Source organism: Olivibacter sp. CPCC 100613, from assembly GCF_036959255.1.
GTDB lineage: Bacteria > Bacteroidota > Bacteroidia > Sphingobacteriales > Sphingobacteriaceae > Olivibacter.
Genome location: NZ_JAWMTI010000008.1, coordinates 100,463 through 116,184 on the forward strand (window position 1 = coordinate 100,463; position 15,722 = coordinate 116,184).

The window sequence follows — 15,722 nt, forward strand, 5'->3', positions numbered from 1 at the left end:
CCAATCATATTTTAGCGGATTTATTTGAATGACCAACAACGCGAATAGGAAAAGATTAAGAAAATAGACTACTTGCATGAAGATATCTTACAATTGGCTGAAACAATTTATATCAACTGATAAAAGTCCAAATGAGCTCTCACAAATACTAACAGACATTGGTTTGGAGGTTGAAGGTGTTGAAGAAATCCAAAGTATTCCGGGAGGGTTAGCGGGTTTGGTTATAGGAGAGGTGAAGACTTGCGAACAGCATCCTAATGCCGATCGGCTGCGGGTTACAACAGTTGACGTCGGAGAAGCGTCTTTATTGCATATTGTTTGCGGAGCGCCCAATGTCGCTGTCGGACAAAAAGTAGTGGTGGCAACGGTTGGCACAACGGTGTATCCGCTAGAAGGAGAACCCTTTAAAATCAACAAATCGAAAATCAGAGGAGAAGTTTCCGAAGGAATGATCTGTGCAGAAGATGAAATAGGATTGGGAAGATCACATGAAGGCATTCTTGTATTGCCGGCGGAAGCCCCTATTGGACAATTTGCCAGGGATTTCTTTGGGGTAAAGGACGATTATTGTTTTGAAATAGGTCTAACACCAAATCGAGCAGATGCGGCTTCTCACTTAGGAGTTGCCAGGGATATTGCAGCGTCTTTGCGGCAAGGAATAACACTCCCCGATATAAGCTCATTCAACGCAGGGATAGGCCATTCTGTGCCCGTTACCGTAGCTAATCACGATGCATGCAGGCGCTATTCTTCCCTAAGTATTCATGGTGTGAAAGTAGCCGATTCACCCGAATGGTTGCAAGAAAAACTGAAGGCCATTGGATTAAGGCCCATTAATAATATTGTTGATGTCACCAATTATGTGCTTCACGAGATAGGACAGCCCTTACACGCATTTGACGAAGATAAGATAACAGGTAAGCATATTGTGGTGCGTAATGCAGAAGAAGGTGAATCTTTTGTTACGTTAGATGATGTAAGACGTCAACTCTCCACGGAAGATCTTATGATCTGCGATGAGGAAAAACCCTTATGTATTGCCGGTGTATTTGGCGGATTAAATTCAGGTGTTACCGATACGACAGTGAATGTGTTTTTAGAAAGCGCCTATTTTAATGCTGTTTCAATTAGAAAGTCGTCAAAACGGCATGGCCTGAAAACAGATGCGTCCTTCCGATTTGAACGGGGTACGGATCCTGATATTACTGTTTATGCACTTAAACGGGCTGCACTGTTAATTCAGGAGGTTGCGGGCGGAAAAATAGCTTCTGATATATCAGATATTTATCCTGATCCGGTAAAACCTTTCATTTTTGAAGTAAATACCGCGCATGTTAGACGTTTAATTGGTAAGGATATCGCAGATAAGGATATAATAGCTATTATTAAGGCTTTACAAATACAAGTTACAGAAGAAGAAACGGGTGTTTTGAAGGTTGAAGTTCCTCCTTACAAAGTCGATGTAACACGCGAAGTTGATATTATCGAAGAAGTCCTAAGGATTTACGGTTATAATAATATTGAAATGAAGCAGCAGATCAAAGCCTCATTGAATACTGCTCCAAAGCCGGACAAGGAAGTGATACAGAATCTGGTAGCCGATACCCTAATCGCAAATGGGTTTATAGAGATTTTGTCAAACTCACTTACGAAACTTGCTTATGCCGATCAAGAAGATACCGCCGTTAAGATTTTAAATCCATTGAGTAGTGATTTGGACGTAATGCGACAAAACTTGCTGTTTTCAATGTTAGAAGCTATCGCCTATAATCAAAAAAGGAAACATGCAGACTTGAAATTGTTTGAATTTGGAAAAACCTATCATGTAATAGATGGTCTTTATGTAGAGGAACAACAATTAAGCCTATCTATGACAGGTGCTCAACAAACTCCGCAATGGAATCAGAATTCGAAGCCTGTTTCTTTTTATCACTTAAAGGCGGCCGTTGATGCGCTGGTAAAACGATTAAATATTCGTGATCTGCAAATCGAAGATGTAGATGGAAGCCATTTTTCGTATGGATTACAATATCTTAAAGGACAAAAGACGCTGGTTAAGTTTGGGGCGATTGCTTCAAAAGCCTTGAAAAAGGCAGATGTGAACGGTACAGTGTATTATGCTGTTTTCAATTGGGAGTTATTGTTAAAAGCTATCCGGAAAAATAAAATAACCTATAAAGAGGTGGCTAAGTTTCCGGCAGTCAGAAGAGACTTATCCTTGTTGATTGATAAACAGGTAGCATTCGAAACCTTGCAGCGTATCGCCGAGCGAACCGAACGTAAATTACTGAAGTCAGTGAACGTTTTTGATGTATATGTTGGCGATAAATTACCGGCCGGCAAGAAGTCCTACGCTTTAAGTTTTGAATTACAGGACGAGGAAAAAACCTTAACCGATAAACAAATTGATTCGGTGATACAAAAATTAATACTTAACTTTGAAAAAGAAGTAGGTGCGGAAATTAGAAAGGGGTAGAAGCTAACAAAAAATGCTAAATAGATGTCAACGGTTTCAGCGCAATTAGATAATGTTGTAGAGAAAACAACCAAACTGATTGAATTATGTTTATCTTTACAGGAAGAAAATGACATGCTTAAGTTGGAGAATCAATCCATAAAAGTGGCATTTGAGGCGTCGAAAGGTAAAAATAAAGATTTGGAAGAGAAGCTGAAAGCCTTAACGGTTGCTCGTTCGCTGGATAGTGTAACTGCGAAAAGTGGGGCCATTAATGAAAAAACACTTGACATCAAGCAAAAAATTAACGATTTTGTGCGAGAAATAGATAAATGTATAGAGTTACTAAAATAAAGGAACTCTAAGTATATAGTGAATCAAGCTCATTCTATGGGAGATATTTCCATAAAAATAAATATTGCAGACAGGATATATCCTTTGCGGATAGAGATGGAGGAAGAAGAGATCATCCGTCATGCAGCGAAATTAATTAACGACCGTATAAAAGATCTACAAGAGAATTATGCGGTAAGAGATAAGCAAGATTTGCTTTCAATGGCTGTTTTGCACTATGCAACGGCTGCGCTGAAGGCAGAAAAAAAGGTGAGAGAGGAGGATACGGGAGTATCTGATAAAGTTTACCAATTAGACCAATTGCTATCGGAGTTTTTTAAAGATTGATTCGTTCTTTTAAATATAGAGCTATAAAGATTTAACCGCAGTTAATTCGGGTTTCACTATTTTTAAACTTAACACTTCAATATAAAGAAGCGTAAATAGACATACTCCATTTTGCTTTCGCCATCTGGAGACAGTTAGTACGCTAAACCTGTATATAGAAGTTTAAAATAATTGGAACCTATTTTTAGCTGCGGTTTTTTTGTTTAAACCTGTGCGATCTCTCTGGAAGAGAAATGCCGGGTATATAGTACATAAGCAATCAGCGATTCTAGAACGGAAGATCATACGATCTCTTCTGTTCTAGTATCAACTAAATATATATATATAAACAACATGGAAATAATAATTTATGTGTTATTAGGTTTGGCTATTGGCGTATTGATCGGACGCTTTTTACTCCGTAGCTTACTTAAAAAGCAAGAAATTGCAGCACAGAATAAGGTTAAACGTATCTTAAAAGAGGCAGAGCAAGAAGCGGAAATGCTAAAGAAAAATCGTTTATTGGAAGCGAAAGAAAAGTTTCTTCATTTAAAGGCTGAACATGAGCGCGAGGTTAACCAAAAAAATAATACGATCAATCAAAAAGAAAACTCACTTCGTCAGAAAGAGCAGTCACTTAATTCTAAATTAGAGCAGGTTAATCGCGAAAAACAAGAACTCGATAATGTCAAGAAGAATTTAGATCGCCAGATTGAGCTGAACAACAAAAAACAAGATGAGGTAGAGCATTTAAAAACGCAGCATATCAAGCAGTTAGAAACAATTGCAGGCTTATCGGCAGATGAAGCGAAGGAACAGCTAGTAAATAATTTGAGAGAAGAGGCACGTTCCAAAGCGATGATCCAAATAAAAGATATTGTTGATGAAGCAAAACTAACTGCCAGTAAAGAAGCTAAAAAGGTCGTTATCCAAACGATACAGCGAACCGCCACCGAGAGCGCGATTGAAAATACAGTTTCGATATTCAATATCGAAAACGATGAAATTAAAGGACGTGTTATTGGTCGAGAAGGCCGAAATATCCGCGCCCTGGAAGCAGCCACCGGCGTGGAAATCATTGTTGATGATACACCTGAAGCTATTATTCTATCGGGTTTTGACCCGGTTAGAAGGGAGATAGCTCGACTTGCTTTGCACCGATTGGTAACGGATGGTCGTATTCATCCGGCCCGTATAGAAGAGGTTGTTGCAAAGACAAAAAAGCAAATCGAAGACGAAATCGTGGAGATTGGTGAACGTACCGTTATTGACCTGGGGATTCATGGTTTACATCCCGAGTTAATCCGCATGGTTGGTAGAATGCGTTATCGGTCCTCTTACGGACAAAATCTACTACAACACTCACGGGAAGTAGCCAACTTTTGCGCAACAATGGCTGCAGAGCTAGGACTAAATGTGAAACTTGCAAAACGTGCCGGTTTATTGCACGATATCGGAAAAGTACCGGACGATAATCCTGAATTGCCACATGCCATATTAGGTATGCAACTGGCCGAGAAGTACAAGGAACATCCCGAAGTATGCAATGCCATCGGTGCTCACCACGATGAAATTGAAATGACTTCGCTTATTTCTCCAATTGTACAGGCTTGCGATGCAATCTCAGGTGCACGACCAGGTGCACGGCGTGAGGTTGTAGAAAGCTACATTAAACGATTGAAAGAGTTAGAAGAACTGGCACTTTCTTATCCAGGTGTGGAGAAAACATTTGCAATCCAAGCCGGTAGAGAATTGCGTGTAGTTGTGGAAAGTGAGAAAGTAACCGACTCCCAAGCCGAAATATTGGCGGCTGATATTTCAAATCGAATACAAACCGAGATGACATATCCCGGGCAGATTAAGGTTACGGTTATTCGGGAAACCAGATCAGTTTCTTTTGCAAAATAGATAACAGATGACAAAATGAGGGCTGAAAAGCCCCCATTTTGAACAGCACAGCATCAAATTAAAGCTTATGTCAAAACAGCGGCCAATTGATCTTTATTTTGAACAATATGCTGAACATCATCAGCACCCAACCAATAAACTGATACATTGGATTTGTGTTCCGCTCATTACCTTCAGCATTTCCGGATTGATTTGGTTCATTCCCTTTCCTCATCTTGATTTTTTAGGTCGATATAACGGCTTTATTAATTGGTTTACCATTGTAATGGCCCTCGTGGTATACTACTATCTCCGTCTGGCACCTACATTATCCTATGCGATGCTCTTCAGCTTCGGTGTTTTTAGTTATATTATTGTACAATTGGAGTATTGGGAGAAAGCAGGCGGCCCGGCCCCTTGGTTGGTATGCCTTGTCATTTTTGTTATCGCTTGGATCGGGCAATTCATCGGTCATAAAATAGAGGGTAAAAAGCCCTCATTTTTAACAGATGTAAAATTTCTGCTGATCGGGCCCGTATGGCTATGGCATTTTATTTTTAGAAAACTGCGGATACCTTATTGAAGTTTAAGGTATTAGCTATTCAGTTTTTAACAACCAACAACCAACAACCAACAACGAATTTTGGTTACAAATACTTAACTTTAACCTAACTAAAACATTAAGTAGAGTACTTATCATTATCAAATGAAGATATTGTATGCGGTACAAGGGACAGGTAACGGGCATCTAAGTAGAGCCATGGATGTTATCCCCTGTTTAAAAAAACGGGCAGATGTCGATATTTTAGTGAGTGGCATCCAAGCTGATTTAGAATTGCCCTTCGACGTAAAATATCGTAAGCACGGATTAAGCTTCATCTTTGGAAAAGCAGGAGGGGTAGACCTCTGGCGAACGTTTATGAGTAATAAGGTACGTGACATCGTAAAAGAAATCAATGAAACCCCGGTAGAAGAATATGACCTTGTTATCAATGATTTTGAACCGGTAACTGCTTGGGCCTGCCACCTACGTGAGCATCCTTGCATTGGAATGAGCCACCAATCTGCGGTCTTAGATTCAAAATCGCCAAAACCGGAAGAGGTTGATATGATGGGCAAGTTCATTTTAAAACATTATGCTCCTGTTGATGTGAGCTATGGCTTCCACTTTCAACCTTATAGTCCCTCTATCTTCACACCGGTTATCAGAAAGCAGATCAGGGAGCAAGAAATTAGTGATAAAGAGCATTATACCGTGTACTTACCAGCGTATGATGATGCACGATTATTAAAAAGTCTATTACGGTTTGACCAGATTCAATGGGATGTCTTTTCCAAACATAACCGTGTACCTTTTTCACTCAAGAACGTAAATGTTCAACCCATCAATAATCAAAAATTTGTTGAAAGTATGGCTTCTTGTCATGGTATTTTATGTGGGGCGGGATTTGAGACTCCTGCTGAAGCTCTTTTTTTAGGAAAGAAGCTGCTTGTCGTTCCCATGAAAAATCAGTACGAACAGCACTTAAATGCCGCTGCACTAAAGCAAATGGGCGTACCTGTGATTAAAAATCTGAAATCAAAAAATGACGAAACGATTCAGGAATGGATAAATACTGATCAGCGTGTAAAAGTAAGTTACCTGGATAATACACAAGAGATTGTCGATAAAATATTAGCCAATCATCTTAATATATGAATCGTGACTCATTTGGGAAAGATTTTGTGTGGGGAGTATCCACGGCGGCATATCAGATTGAGGGGGCGTATGATGTCGATGGGAAGGGTTTGTCTATTTGGGACGTATTTAGCAAGAAAAAAGGGAAAATCCGAAACGGACATCATGCCGAACTTGCCTGTGATTTCTATAATCGCTACGAGGAAGATATTCGGCTGATGAAGCAGTTGAATATTCCCCATTTTCGTTTCTCTATCGCCTGGACACGCATTTTGCCTAAGGGCGTGGGGGAAGTTAATCAAGAGGGAATAAATTTTTATAACCGAGTAATTGATCAGTGTCTTCAACAAGGAATTACACCTTGGCTAACATTGTATCATTGGGATTTACCCCAAGCCTTGGAAGATAAGGGTGGCTGGACAAATCGCTCCATTCTTGATTGGTTTGAGGAATATGTCCGTATCTGTATCGATGCCTTTGGCGATCGTGTGCAATACTGGATGGTTATGAATGAACCAGTTGCTTTCGTTGGTGCCGGCTATTTTTTTGGAAAGCATGCTCCCGGAAGATGGGGGCTTCGTTATTTCTTGCCCGCAGTGCACCATGCGACGCTCTGCATGGTCCGTGGGGCTAAACTTATCAAAGAGCGTTACCCAAGGGCCTTGGTGGGTACTACTTTTTCACATTCGGTGCTCGAACCTATATCCCTTAAAACGAGGCATATAAATGCGCTTAGGCGAGCGGACGCCATTATGAACCGCCTTTTTTTGGAACCTATCTTAGGAATGGGTTATCCCATAGATGCTGTCAAAGCGCTTAAGAATCTGAAAAAATATATTCTTCCGGGCGACGAGGACCATATCTCCTTTGACTTCGATTTTATCGGGCTGCAAACTTACACCCGAGAGGTAGTCCAATTCTCGATGCTGATGCCTTACGTATGGGCGAATATTGTGGAACCACGCAGGCGGGGTGTAAAACATACAACGGCAATGGACTGGGAAATTTATCCGCCGTCTATTTATGAGGCACTTAAACGGTTTCAAAGCTACCCCAATATGCCACCCATTATTATTACCGAGAATGGAGCCGCATTTAAAGATGAAGTGGTTAATGATCAGGTTGTTGATGCAGAAAGAACCAAATATCTCCAAGACCATATTGAACAGGTTTTGCGCGCAAAGGAAGAAGGGGTTGACGTGCGCGGATACTTTGTATGGACCTTTACTGATAATTTTGAATGGGCCGAAGGGTATCATCCCCGCTTTGGCCTAGTACATGTCGACTTTGAAACGCAAAAACGTATCGTTAAGGGGAGCGGGAAATGGTACGGTGAATGGTTAAGTCGTGATTCGTTGAGTAGTCAAATGGTTTAGTAGTGGATTAGCCAATGTGATAATGAGCCGATTAGCCAATGCGTCATGTGATAGTAGGCAGACCTAAGCTTAAAGCTTATTATTTAATAGACGTAAGACATATTATAGTAAGTCTTGATACTTATGTCTTAATAACTAATATTTATACCTTAAAACTTAGAACCTAAAATCGGACTTTCCCAATTTACCTCCCCTTAACTATTTTCCTACTAACTATTTCCCCACTCAACTAATTTTTTTATGTTTGCCTATCATGATCAAACCATTAACTATTATCGGTCTTATAGCGATGTCAACGTTACCGACATTTGCGCAGCAAAAAACAAAACAAAAAGTAATACCTAAGCAAAATAAAGTCACACCCATGTTCGAAAGCAAAATCGATTCAGCCTCTTATGCCTTTGGTTTAAGTATGGCTAGAGACCTAAAGAAGAGAGGATTAAAGAGTTTAAACGGAAAATTAGTAGCGCAAGCAATCGAAGATTATTTTTCGGATAGCCCGGTTCGCATTAAAGAAGAGGATGAATATAAAGCCATTAGTGAGGTGTTAACGGCAGCAGCAGAAGAATTAAAGAAAGAGCAAACTGCGACAGGCGATTCATTTTTAGCACAGAATAAGACGAAAACCGGTGTTCATACAACAGCGAGTGGTTTACAATACGAGGTTATTCGTGATGCAGAAGGTCCTAAACCGTTGGAAACAGATTCTGTAACCGTTAATTATAAAGGAGCATTACTGAGTGGAAAGGTCTTTGATAGTTCTTACGACCGAGGCGAACCGATCTCCTTTCAACTAAATCGGGTTATTCAGGGGTGGCAGGAAGGCCTGCAACTGATGCCCGTTGGCGCTCATTATCGCTTCTATATACCTTATCAATTGGGATATGGTGAGCGTGGAGCCGGAAATGACATCCCACCATATAGTGTTCTGATATTTGACGTTGAATTATTGAAAATCGGAGGATAGATATCCATGCGTACACTGGGAAAATCCGATTTAGAAGTTAGCGAAATCAGTTTTGGCTGCATGTCATTAGGTGATAGTCAGCTGCATGCCAATCATTTGTTACGTAAAGCTTTCGACCAAGGTGTCAATTTTTTTGACACGGCCGATCTTTATGACAAAGGCATGAACGAAGCTTATGTTGGTGAAGCACTAAAATCGATACGTAAGGACGTAATCATCGCTACGAAAGTTGGAAATCAGTGGCGGTCGGATGGTAGTACTTGGGACTGGAACCCCTCAAAAGAATATATATTAAAAGCGGTTGATCAAAGTTTACGGCGACTGCAAACGGATTATATTGATTTGTATCAACTTCATGGTGGTACCATCGATGATGCCATCGACGATTCTATAGAGGCCTTTGAGATCTTGAAGCAACAAGGGAAAATTAGGTGCTATGGTATTTCTTCGATCCGCCCCAATGTAATCCGGGCATACGCACATCGATCCAATATTGTCTCTGTTATGATGCAATATAGTTTATTGGATCACCGGCCTGAAGAAGAGATGCTAGACTTTCTGGCGGATCGTAATATAAGTGTAATTAGTAGGGGAGGCCTTGCACAGGGCAGGTTGATGGCAAAAAAGGAGGGAAACTATTTACAGTATACCGCTAGTGAGGTAATGAAAGCTGCTAGGGCTATTCATAAGCTAGCCGTTAAACTTCAGGTACTAGACACAAGCGTTGCATTGGCCTATGTGCTGAATCATCCCGTCGTAGCAACTGCAGTCACCGGATTTCGTACAGAAGAGCAATTGGATGAAGGATTACGTGTCTTAAAGGAAATACCTTTATTGTCCGCCAATGATTTGGAGGAACTAAGAAGTCAAGTCAGAAGCTTTACCTATGATAATCACAGATAAGATAAACCCACAAACCAAATAAAATCAAGATGAACTACAAGAAACAAGTATGGAGTAGCCTTATTGCTTTAATGGCTATTATTTTTGCAGCTGGCACCTTAAAGGCACAAGATAGGCCGGAGGAAAAATTAGGATGGAAATTGGGTGCCCAAGCTTACAGTTTTAACCGATTTACTTTAGCAGAGGCGATTGCCAAAACCGACAGCTGTAAATTGAAGTATATTGAAGCTTATCCGGGCCAGAACATCGGTGGTGGGGTGGAAGGTAAAATGGATTTTACCATGAGCAAGGAAAAAAGAGCGCAAGTATTACAATTGTTAAAAGATAAAGGCATTACCTTGGTTGCTTTTGGTGTAGTCAATGCCGATTCGCCGGAAGGTTGGCGTCAACTTTTTGAATTTGCGAAGGCCATGGGTATTAAAAATATCAATACCGAACCAAAACAAGAGGATCTTCCTTTGATCGGAAAGTTGGCAAACGAGTTTAAGATTAAAGTATCCATTCATAATCATCCGAATCCCACACACTATTGGAGCCCGGAGATCGTGTTAAATGCGATTCAACTGGCAAATAGCAAGTACGTAGGTGCTTGCGCTGATATTGGTCACTGGGTACGTTCAGGTTTAGATCCCATTGAATGCTTACAAAAGTATAAAGGGCATATCAATCACCTGCACTTCAAAGATTTGAATGAAAAATCAAGAGATGCGCACGATGTACATTGGGGTACAGGTGTGGGGAATGTAAAAGGTGTGATGCAAGAATTGAAAAACCAAAAGTTTAAGGGGATGTTATCCGCTGAATATGAATATAATTGGTTGGCAAATTCTGCGGACATTGCTGCGAGCGCTGAAAATTTCAGAAAGCTGGTAAAAGAATTGGAGTAGGACAAGTTGTAGATTTTAGGTTATACCCTATAGAGCCAAAGCCATTGCAGATTGCAGTGGCTTTTTTAGTATCAGAATTTCCTTCAAAGGCATCATCCATGCTCTTTGATCCGACCTTCATCCGTGTTCCATTCGTGTCCTATAGGACCTATATCCCAGTGATATCCCTGTATGGTACGTAAAAACTAGCAAAACACGGCTTTTTAAGCAATACCTATCGGACTCCTATCGGACTAGGCTATAACTGCAAGGGAGATCGAATACGAGTACGAAACCAATAGCCCGCTTTTTAGCTTTAACGATGTGTCTTATATAAATAACCTATATGTGTTTATGTGAATTTGTAGAGAGAATAAGGTTCAAACTTATAGTGTTCCGACCATCTAAAGGGATATTTTTCGGCGTATAGTATTTACTTATTTCTCAGTTATACACATTAATTTGTGCTTATTTTGGTCATAGTTAATATAATACTGTACAGAGGCTTTATTTAACTTTGTTAATATATTAACCTTAAAATTATGAAAACAAGAATTACATTTATTAGTTTAATTGTGTGCTTTGTAGCGGGCACCCTAAACAGTTGTAAAAAGGAAAACATAATAGATACAGCATCACCTGAAAAAGGTGAATTGCACAGTGTAGACTTTAAAGTAAAAGCATATACTAAAGAAGTAATACCAATGGGTCCAACTATGTCTACCAATACAAAAGGAAAAAGTTCTGCAAATGCAGAAGCTGCCAACGATAATGCAGTAGATAGTTATTTGCAGGAGTTAGATTATTTTTTATATGACTCAAGCGGCACACTTATAAGTCACGTCAATCAGCAAAATGGCGTGGAAATAGGCGAATGGATACATTATGGATTTAATCACTATGAATTGTATGCAGGTGATTATAAATTAATTGTTGTGGGTTCCATGGGTGGCTTGTCCTTTCCGGATTCTACCAATTATACTACTGCGGCGCTTGTTCCTGGTTATGTGGTGGAAGATATTTTCTATAAAGAACATGCCTTTACGGTAAATGAAGAAAATAACACAGAAGAGACCATCACCATTGAGCGAATTGTTGGTAGTATAGAGGTGAAACAACGAGAAATGGTAGGAGAGCTTTGGGGCGGTCCACCAGAAATTTTAGTCCACTCTGTTTCTAGTTATCCATTTGACAAAAATCAGGAATATGAAGTATTGGATCCAATACAGCTTCCCAAAATCAGCGGAGAAGTAGTACCTTACAAAACAAGCGATTTTGTTTCAAGGGGCTTTGTTCTCCCCGATAGAAGTGGAAGCTTTAACAGACCCTTGTATATGATTATCCCAGGTGTTCGAAGTGGACAAATTGCATTTAGGGAGTTTGATGATATTGTTGTAAAACCAAATTTTAAAGTACTGATAACCGGTACGCTTACGGGCGATAGGGGACAACAGTATTTTGACGTTAGCGCTGATTCGACTTGGGCAGGTACAGAGACGCACGAATTTAACGGTGAGTAACTTTCCGCGACCCAAAGCCATCAGCTACACATAATCTAGGAAGATAACCTCGATATTTCTAATGGTAATTAATACCTTATAATAACAGATACTTCGAACAAGAGACCTCTGTAGGTTGTAAAGGTTTTACTTTGTTAATATACCTTCGAGGGAGTTTAGACGGTAATCCTATTTTTTCCATCCAACTCCCGCTTAACTTCGTACGAAGTTCGTAAAACGATCAGATATCGATCAGGTTTTTATCAGGTTTCTTTCAGATTTACCTGATAAAAACCTGATGGGATCTGGTAAATATCTGGTGAAACCCCGAATTTGATAGGGACTTAGCTTGAAGTTGGTTATGACTTATCGTTTATTAAGTGGTTTTGAAAATCCTGACGGTTTCATGTATTATTATTTTTTGTCCAAGTAAGTTGCGAAGGCTTTATAATATGGCCGTTAAATTGTGTATAAAAATGCTCGTTTTTATACATTAAAATTCCTCGTTGTTGATTGAAGTAGACAGCTTGTCAATATTTCCTCTTAACACTATATTAACACTATATACATGTAAGAATAATATCAACTTAACATTCTGTTTACCTGTTCTTGCGTCCTTTGTAGCGGAATATTACAAGTTACATGAAAGTCAAGACCCTAATCTTTTTAACTCTCTTTATTAGCGGTTCAACAGCTTTTGCTCAGCAAAAGGGAATCGTTAGTGGTGTTGTGGTAGATGCTTCATTGAATAATGAAACCATGCCCGCGGTGTCCGTCGCCGTGCAAGGTACCAAAATGGGTGCCAATACAGATATTGATGGAAAATTTAAATTAGAACTTACCCCAGGTACACATATCCTCGTATTTAGTTATGTAGGATACCAAACGTTAAGAGATACGGTTGCCGTAAAAGCAGGAAATAACATTAACCTAAGTGTAGCCATGGCTTCCGATGCCCAAGTATTGGATGACGTGGTAATTACGGGTGAAGTGCGGAAAGATACCGAATCCGCTTTGCTAAGAAAACAGATGAATTCGGCAGTTATCACCCAAAGCATTGGTTCACAGGAAATGAGCCGAAAAGGAATTAGTAATGCTGCTGTTGCTATTACCAAAGTGACGGGTATCGCTAAGCAAGAAGGAACCAGCGGTGTCTTTGTACGTGGTTTAGGCGATCGTTATAATAACACTTTGCTAAATGGCCTTCCTTTGCCTTCAAATGAACCCACCAGCAAGAATATTTCATTGGATTTATTTGGTACTGATGTTATTCAATCAATTGGTATTAGTAAAACGTATACAGCTGAGGATTATGGTGATGTTGGTGGCGCAACAGTTAATATCATTTCGAAGGAGCACGTTGGTAATCCTACACTGAGTGTGGAAATCGGTGGTGGTTTAAACACAAATGCATTTCGGTCTGATTTTAAAAGAGCAGATAACTGGAAACGCTTTGGTTTTTATAATGTTAAGCCTCCTACTACTCTGCAACAATATACGTTCGGAAGTAAATGGTCTCCTAATACTGTTGATAAGCCTTTCAATTACGACTTCTCTATTCAGGGAGGTAAAAGTTTTCAGGTTGGTGAAGAAGGGAGGTTAAATATTTTTGCAACTGTCTCTCATAAAAACAATTATCAATTTAGGAAAGGTTCTGAAAAAGTAATGGGTTCGAGGGTTGATATCGTTAATGCCGATTACTTTAACATCGAGAAAAATGTTTATGAAACGAATACCACTGGTATGTTGAACTTAGATTATAGAGTTAATTCAAAGAACCGACTAAGGTGGAATAGTATATTTATCAATGGCTCTTCTAGTGCTGTAAACGATTATGATGTGGCCCCTCTGGATGAACCAATACAATTTACTAGACAAACGTTGACTCAACAAAATCAGTTGTTCTTAAATCAGTTGCTTGGAGAACACCAATTGAAAGAACGTTTATCGTTAGATTGGGGAGCATCTTACGGTATCGTCAATGCTGATATGCCAGATCGGATTACTAGTACCTTATCAACTAGTAATAGTGGTGGTTTTGAGTTTAACAATTCTCAGGTAAATAATCAGAATCGATATTTTCAATATATTAATGAGAAGGAAATAGCAGGTAGATTTGCTTTTAACTACAAGCTGTTTAAAAATGAGATGGGGGAATACAATGGAAAACTGAGTGTCGGTTATACTGGACGATATAAAAAACGGGATTTTGAAGCTACTCAAATTAACGCCCGTATACAACAATCAGGCATAGCAGCTGATCCGAATAATTTAGATGCATTTTTGAATGCTGATAACTTTACTACTACTACTGCTACAAGTCCAACGTTTCGCTTTGAAACCGCCAGAGTTTTAAGTTTGGTCCCTCAAACGTACGATGCTAAATTAAATGTACACGGTGGTTTCGCCCTTTTCGAACATACCCCAAACAAAAATCTTACCTATACATTGGGTTTGAGAGCAGACAAGGTTTTACAAAAAATGACATGGGACGTGAACATTCTGCAACCAATAGTAGACTTTGATCAAGCGGATATTGACAAAGTTTTTATATTACCTGAAGCTACTCTTAAATATACTTTGTCGGAAAATCAAAATTTAAGAGTAGCAGCTAGTAAATCTTATACTCTTCCCCAATTTTTAGAAAAGGCTCCTTTTCAATACGAAGATGTGACATCTCTGACCTTCGGGAATGGAGCATTGAAACCCGCAGATAATTATAATTTAGACATTAAATGGGAGCAGTTTCCAAGTTCTGACGAATTATTTTCGGCAGGTATCTTTGGTAAATATATCAAAGATCCGATTAGCCAAACATTGATCACATCAGCGGCATCCAACTTGTTTTCATTTCTAAATGCAGGGGATTATGCTTACGTATTTGGTGCCGAAATTGAGATGAGAAAGAACATTACTAGTGGTTTTTCAGGCGGAATGAATGTAACCTATATGTATAGTCGCCAAGAGTTGGACCCAGAGAAAGTTGCAAAAGAGACCGACTATACTATGAGTGTTAATTTTAACGATGACCATGATCGCTTACAGGGAGCTTCACCTTTGCTTGTGAATGCGGATTTGACTTATAAATTAAATAGTGGAAAAGTCAGACCTACTATTGCTATCGTGGGAAATTATTTTTATGATCGAATCTTTTCATTGGGCGCTTTTGGCCGCGGGAACATAGTAGAAAAAGGTTATCCCACGTTGAATTTTATTTCAAATACAGCAATAAATGAAAAATGGGAAGTAGGATTAAAAATAAATAATCTATTAAATAACGAGGTGCGTATGGAACAGGAAAACACCGATCAAAGCGTAGAGGTATATAACTACAAGAGAGGTTTGGACTTTAGTTTGGGAGTTAAATACAAGATCTTTTAGACAAAATAAAAACAGAAAAACAACAAAATTATTCATTCAAAATGACAATT

The 15,722-nt window shown here is 39.3% G+C and carries 12 protein-coding genes; all 12 read left to right on the forward strand.

Annotated elements, in window-relative coordinates; translation table 11 throughout:
- Window positions 1–76 precede the first annotated feature (76 nt).
- The 12 genes from pheT to RYH73_RS21005 all read left to right on the forward strand — a co-directional run bounded on the left by pheT (window position 77) and on the right by RYH73_RS21005 (window position 15,672).
- A complete protein-coding gene (gene pheT / locus RYH73_RS20950; RefSeq protein ID WP_335315438.1) occupies window positions 77–2,476 on the forward strand; it encodes a phenylalanine--tRNA ligase subunit beta in 2,400 nt (799 codons plus the stop codon).
- Window positions 2,477–2,500: 24 nt separating this feature from the next.
- The gene (locus RYH73_RS20955) at window positions 2,501–2,809 is read left to right on the forward strand and encodes a hypothetical protein (protein WP_335315439.1); all 309 of its coding nucleotides are present in this window, start codon (window positions 2,501–2,503) and stop codon (window positions 2,807–2,809) included.
- Between the two features lie 36 nt (window positions 2,810–2,845).
- The gene (locus RYH73_RS20960) at window positions 2,846–3,136 is read left to right on the forward strand and encodes a cell division protein ZapA (RefSeq protein WP_335315440.1); all 291 of its coding nucleotides are present in this window, start codon (window positions 2,846–2,848) and stop codon (window positions 3,134–3,136) included.
- A 333-nt stretch (window positions 3,137–3,469) separates the two neighbouring features.
- Window positions 3,470–5,023 carry a ribonuclease Y gene (gene rny / locus RYH73_RS20965; protein ID WP_335315441.1) on the forward strand — a complete coding sequence of 518 codons (1,554 nt, stop codon included), beginning with the start codon at window positions 3,470–3,472 and terminating at the stop codon, window positions 5,021–5,023.
- Window positions 5,024–5,090: 67 nt separating this feature from the next.
- The gene (locus tag RYH73_RS20970; protein WP_335315442.1) at window positions 5,091–5,585 is read left to right on the forward strand and encodes an Mpo1 family 2-hydroxy fatty acid dioxygenase; all 495 of its coding nucleotides are present in this window, start codon (window positions 5,091–5,093) and stop codon (window positions 5,583–5,585) included.
- Window positions 5,586–5,708: 123 nt separating this feature from the next.
- Window positions 5,709–6,701: a glycosyltransferase family protein gene (locus RYH73_RS20975; protein ID WP_335315443.1), complete on the forward strand. Its 993-nt coding sequence runs from the start codon at window positions 5,709–5,711 to the stop codon at window positions 6,699–6,701.
- Entirely contained in the window at window positions 6,698–8,056 is a 1,359-nt protein-coding gene (locus tag RYH73_RS20980; RefSeq protein WP_335315444.1) for a GH1 family beta-glucosidase, read from the forward strand. The genes RYH73_RS20975 and RYH73_RS20980 overlap by 4 nt, the downstream gene beginning before the upstream one ends.
- 253 nt (window positions 8,057–8,309) lie before the next feature.
- Window positions 8,310–9,023, forward strand: a complete 714-nt coding sequence (locus tag RYH73_RS20985) for an FKBP-type peptidyl-prolyl cis-trans isomerase (protein WP_335315445.1) — start codon at window positions 8,310–8,312, stop codon at window positions 9,021–9,023.
- A gap of 6 nt (window positions 9,024–9,029) precedes the next feature.
- The gene (locus RYH73_RS20990) at window positions 9,030–9,926 is read left to right on the forward strand and encodes an aldo/keto reductase (RefSeq protein ID WP_335315446.1); all 897 of its coding nucleotides are present in this window, start codon (window positions 9,030–9,032) and stop codon (window positions 9,924–9,926) included.
- Window positions 9,927–9,955: 29 nt separating this feature from the next.
- Window positions 9,956–10,813 carry a sugar phosphate isomerase/epimerase family protein gene (locus tag RYH73_RS20995; RefSeq protein ID WP_335315447.1) on the forward strand — a complete coding sequence of 286 codons (858 nt, stop codon included), beginning with the start codon at window positions 9,956–9,958 and terminating at the stop codon, window positions 10,811–10,813.
- Between the two features lie 521 nt (window positions 10,814–11,334).
- The gene (locus tag RYH73_RS21000) at window positions 11,335–12,312 is read left to right on the forward strand and encodes a hypothetical protein (protein ID WP_335315448.1); all 978 of its coding nucleotides are present in this window, start codon (window positions 11,335–11,337) and stop codon (window positions 12,310–12,312) included.
- 621 nt (window positions 12,313–12,933) lie between these two features.
- A complete protein-coding gene (locus RYH73_RS21005; RefSeq protein ID WP_335315449.1) occupies window positions 12,934–15,672 on the forward strand; it encodes a TonB-dependent receptor domain-containing protein in 2,739 nt (912 codons plus the stop codon).
- Window positions 15,673–15,722 lie beyond the last annotated feature (50 nt).

Coding starts and splice junctions, on each gene's coding strand:
- pheT (WP_335315438.1), top strand. CDS start 77: ATGAAGATATCTTACAATTGGCTGAAACAATTTATATCAACTGATAAA.
- RYH73_RS20955 (WP_335315439.1), top strand. CDS start 2,501: ATGTCAACGGTTTCAGCGCAATTAGATAATGTTGTAGAGAAAACAACC.
- RYH73_RS20960 (WP_335315440.1), top strand. CDS start 2,846: ATGGGAGATATTTCCATAAAAATAAATATTGCAGACAGGATATATCCT.
- rny (WP_335315441.1), top strand. CDS start 3,470: ATGGAAATAATAATTTATGTGTTATTAGGTTTGGCTATTGGCGTATTG.
- RYH73_RS20970 (WP_335315442.1), top strand. CDS start 5,091: ATGTCAAAACAGCGGCCAATTGATCTTTATTTTGAACAATATGCTGAA.
- RYH73_RS20975 (WP_335315443.1), top strand. CDS start 5,709: ATGAAGATATTGTATGCGGTACAAGGGACAGGTAACGGGCATCTAAGT.
- RYH73_RS20980 (WP_335315444.1), top strand. CDS start 6,698: ATGAATCGTGACTCATTTGGGAAAGATTTTGTGTGGGGAGTATCCACG.
- RYH73_RS20985 (WP_335315445.1), top strand. CDS start 8,310: ATGATCAAACCATTAACTATTATCGGTCTTATAGCGATGTCAACGTTA.
- RYH73_RS20990 (WP_335315446.1), top strand. CDS start 9,030: ATGCGTACACTGGGAAAATCCGATTTAGAAGTTAGCGAAATCAGTTTT.
- RYH73_RS20995 (WP_335315447.1), top strand. CDS start 9,956: ATGAACTACAAGAAACAAGTATGGAGTAGCCTTATTGCTTTAATGGCT.
- RYH73_RS21000 (WP_335315448.1), top strand. CDS start 11,335: ATGAAAACAAGAATTACATTTATTAGTTTAATTGTGTGCTTTGTAGCG.
- RYH73_RS21005 (WP_335315449.1), top strand. CDS start 12,934: ATGAAAGTCAAGACCCTAATCTTTTTAACTCTCTTTATTAGCGGTTCA.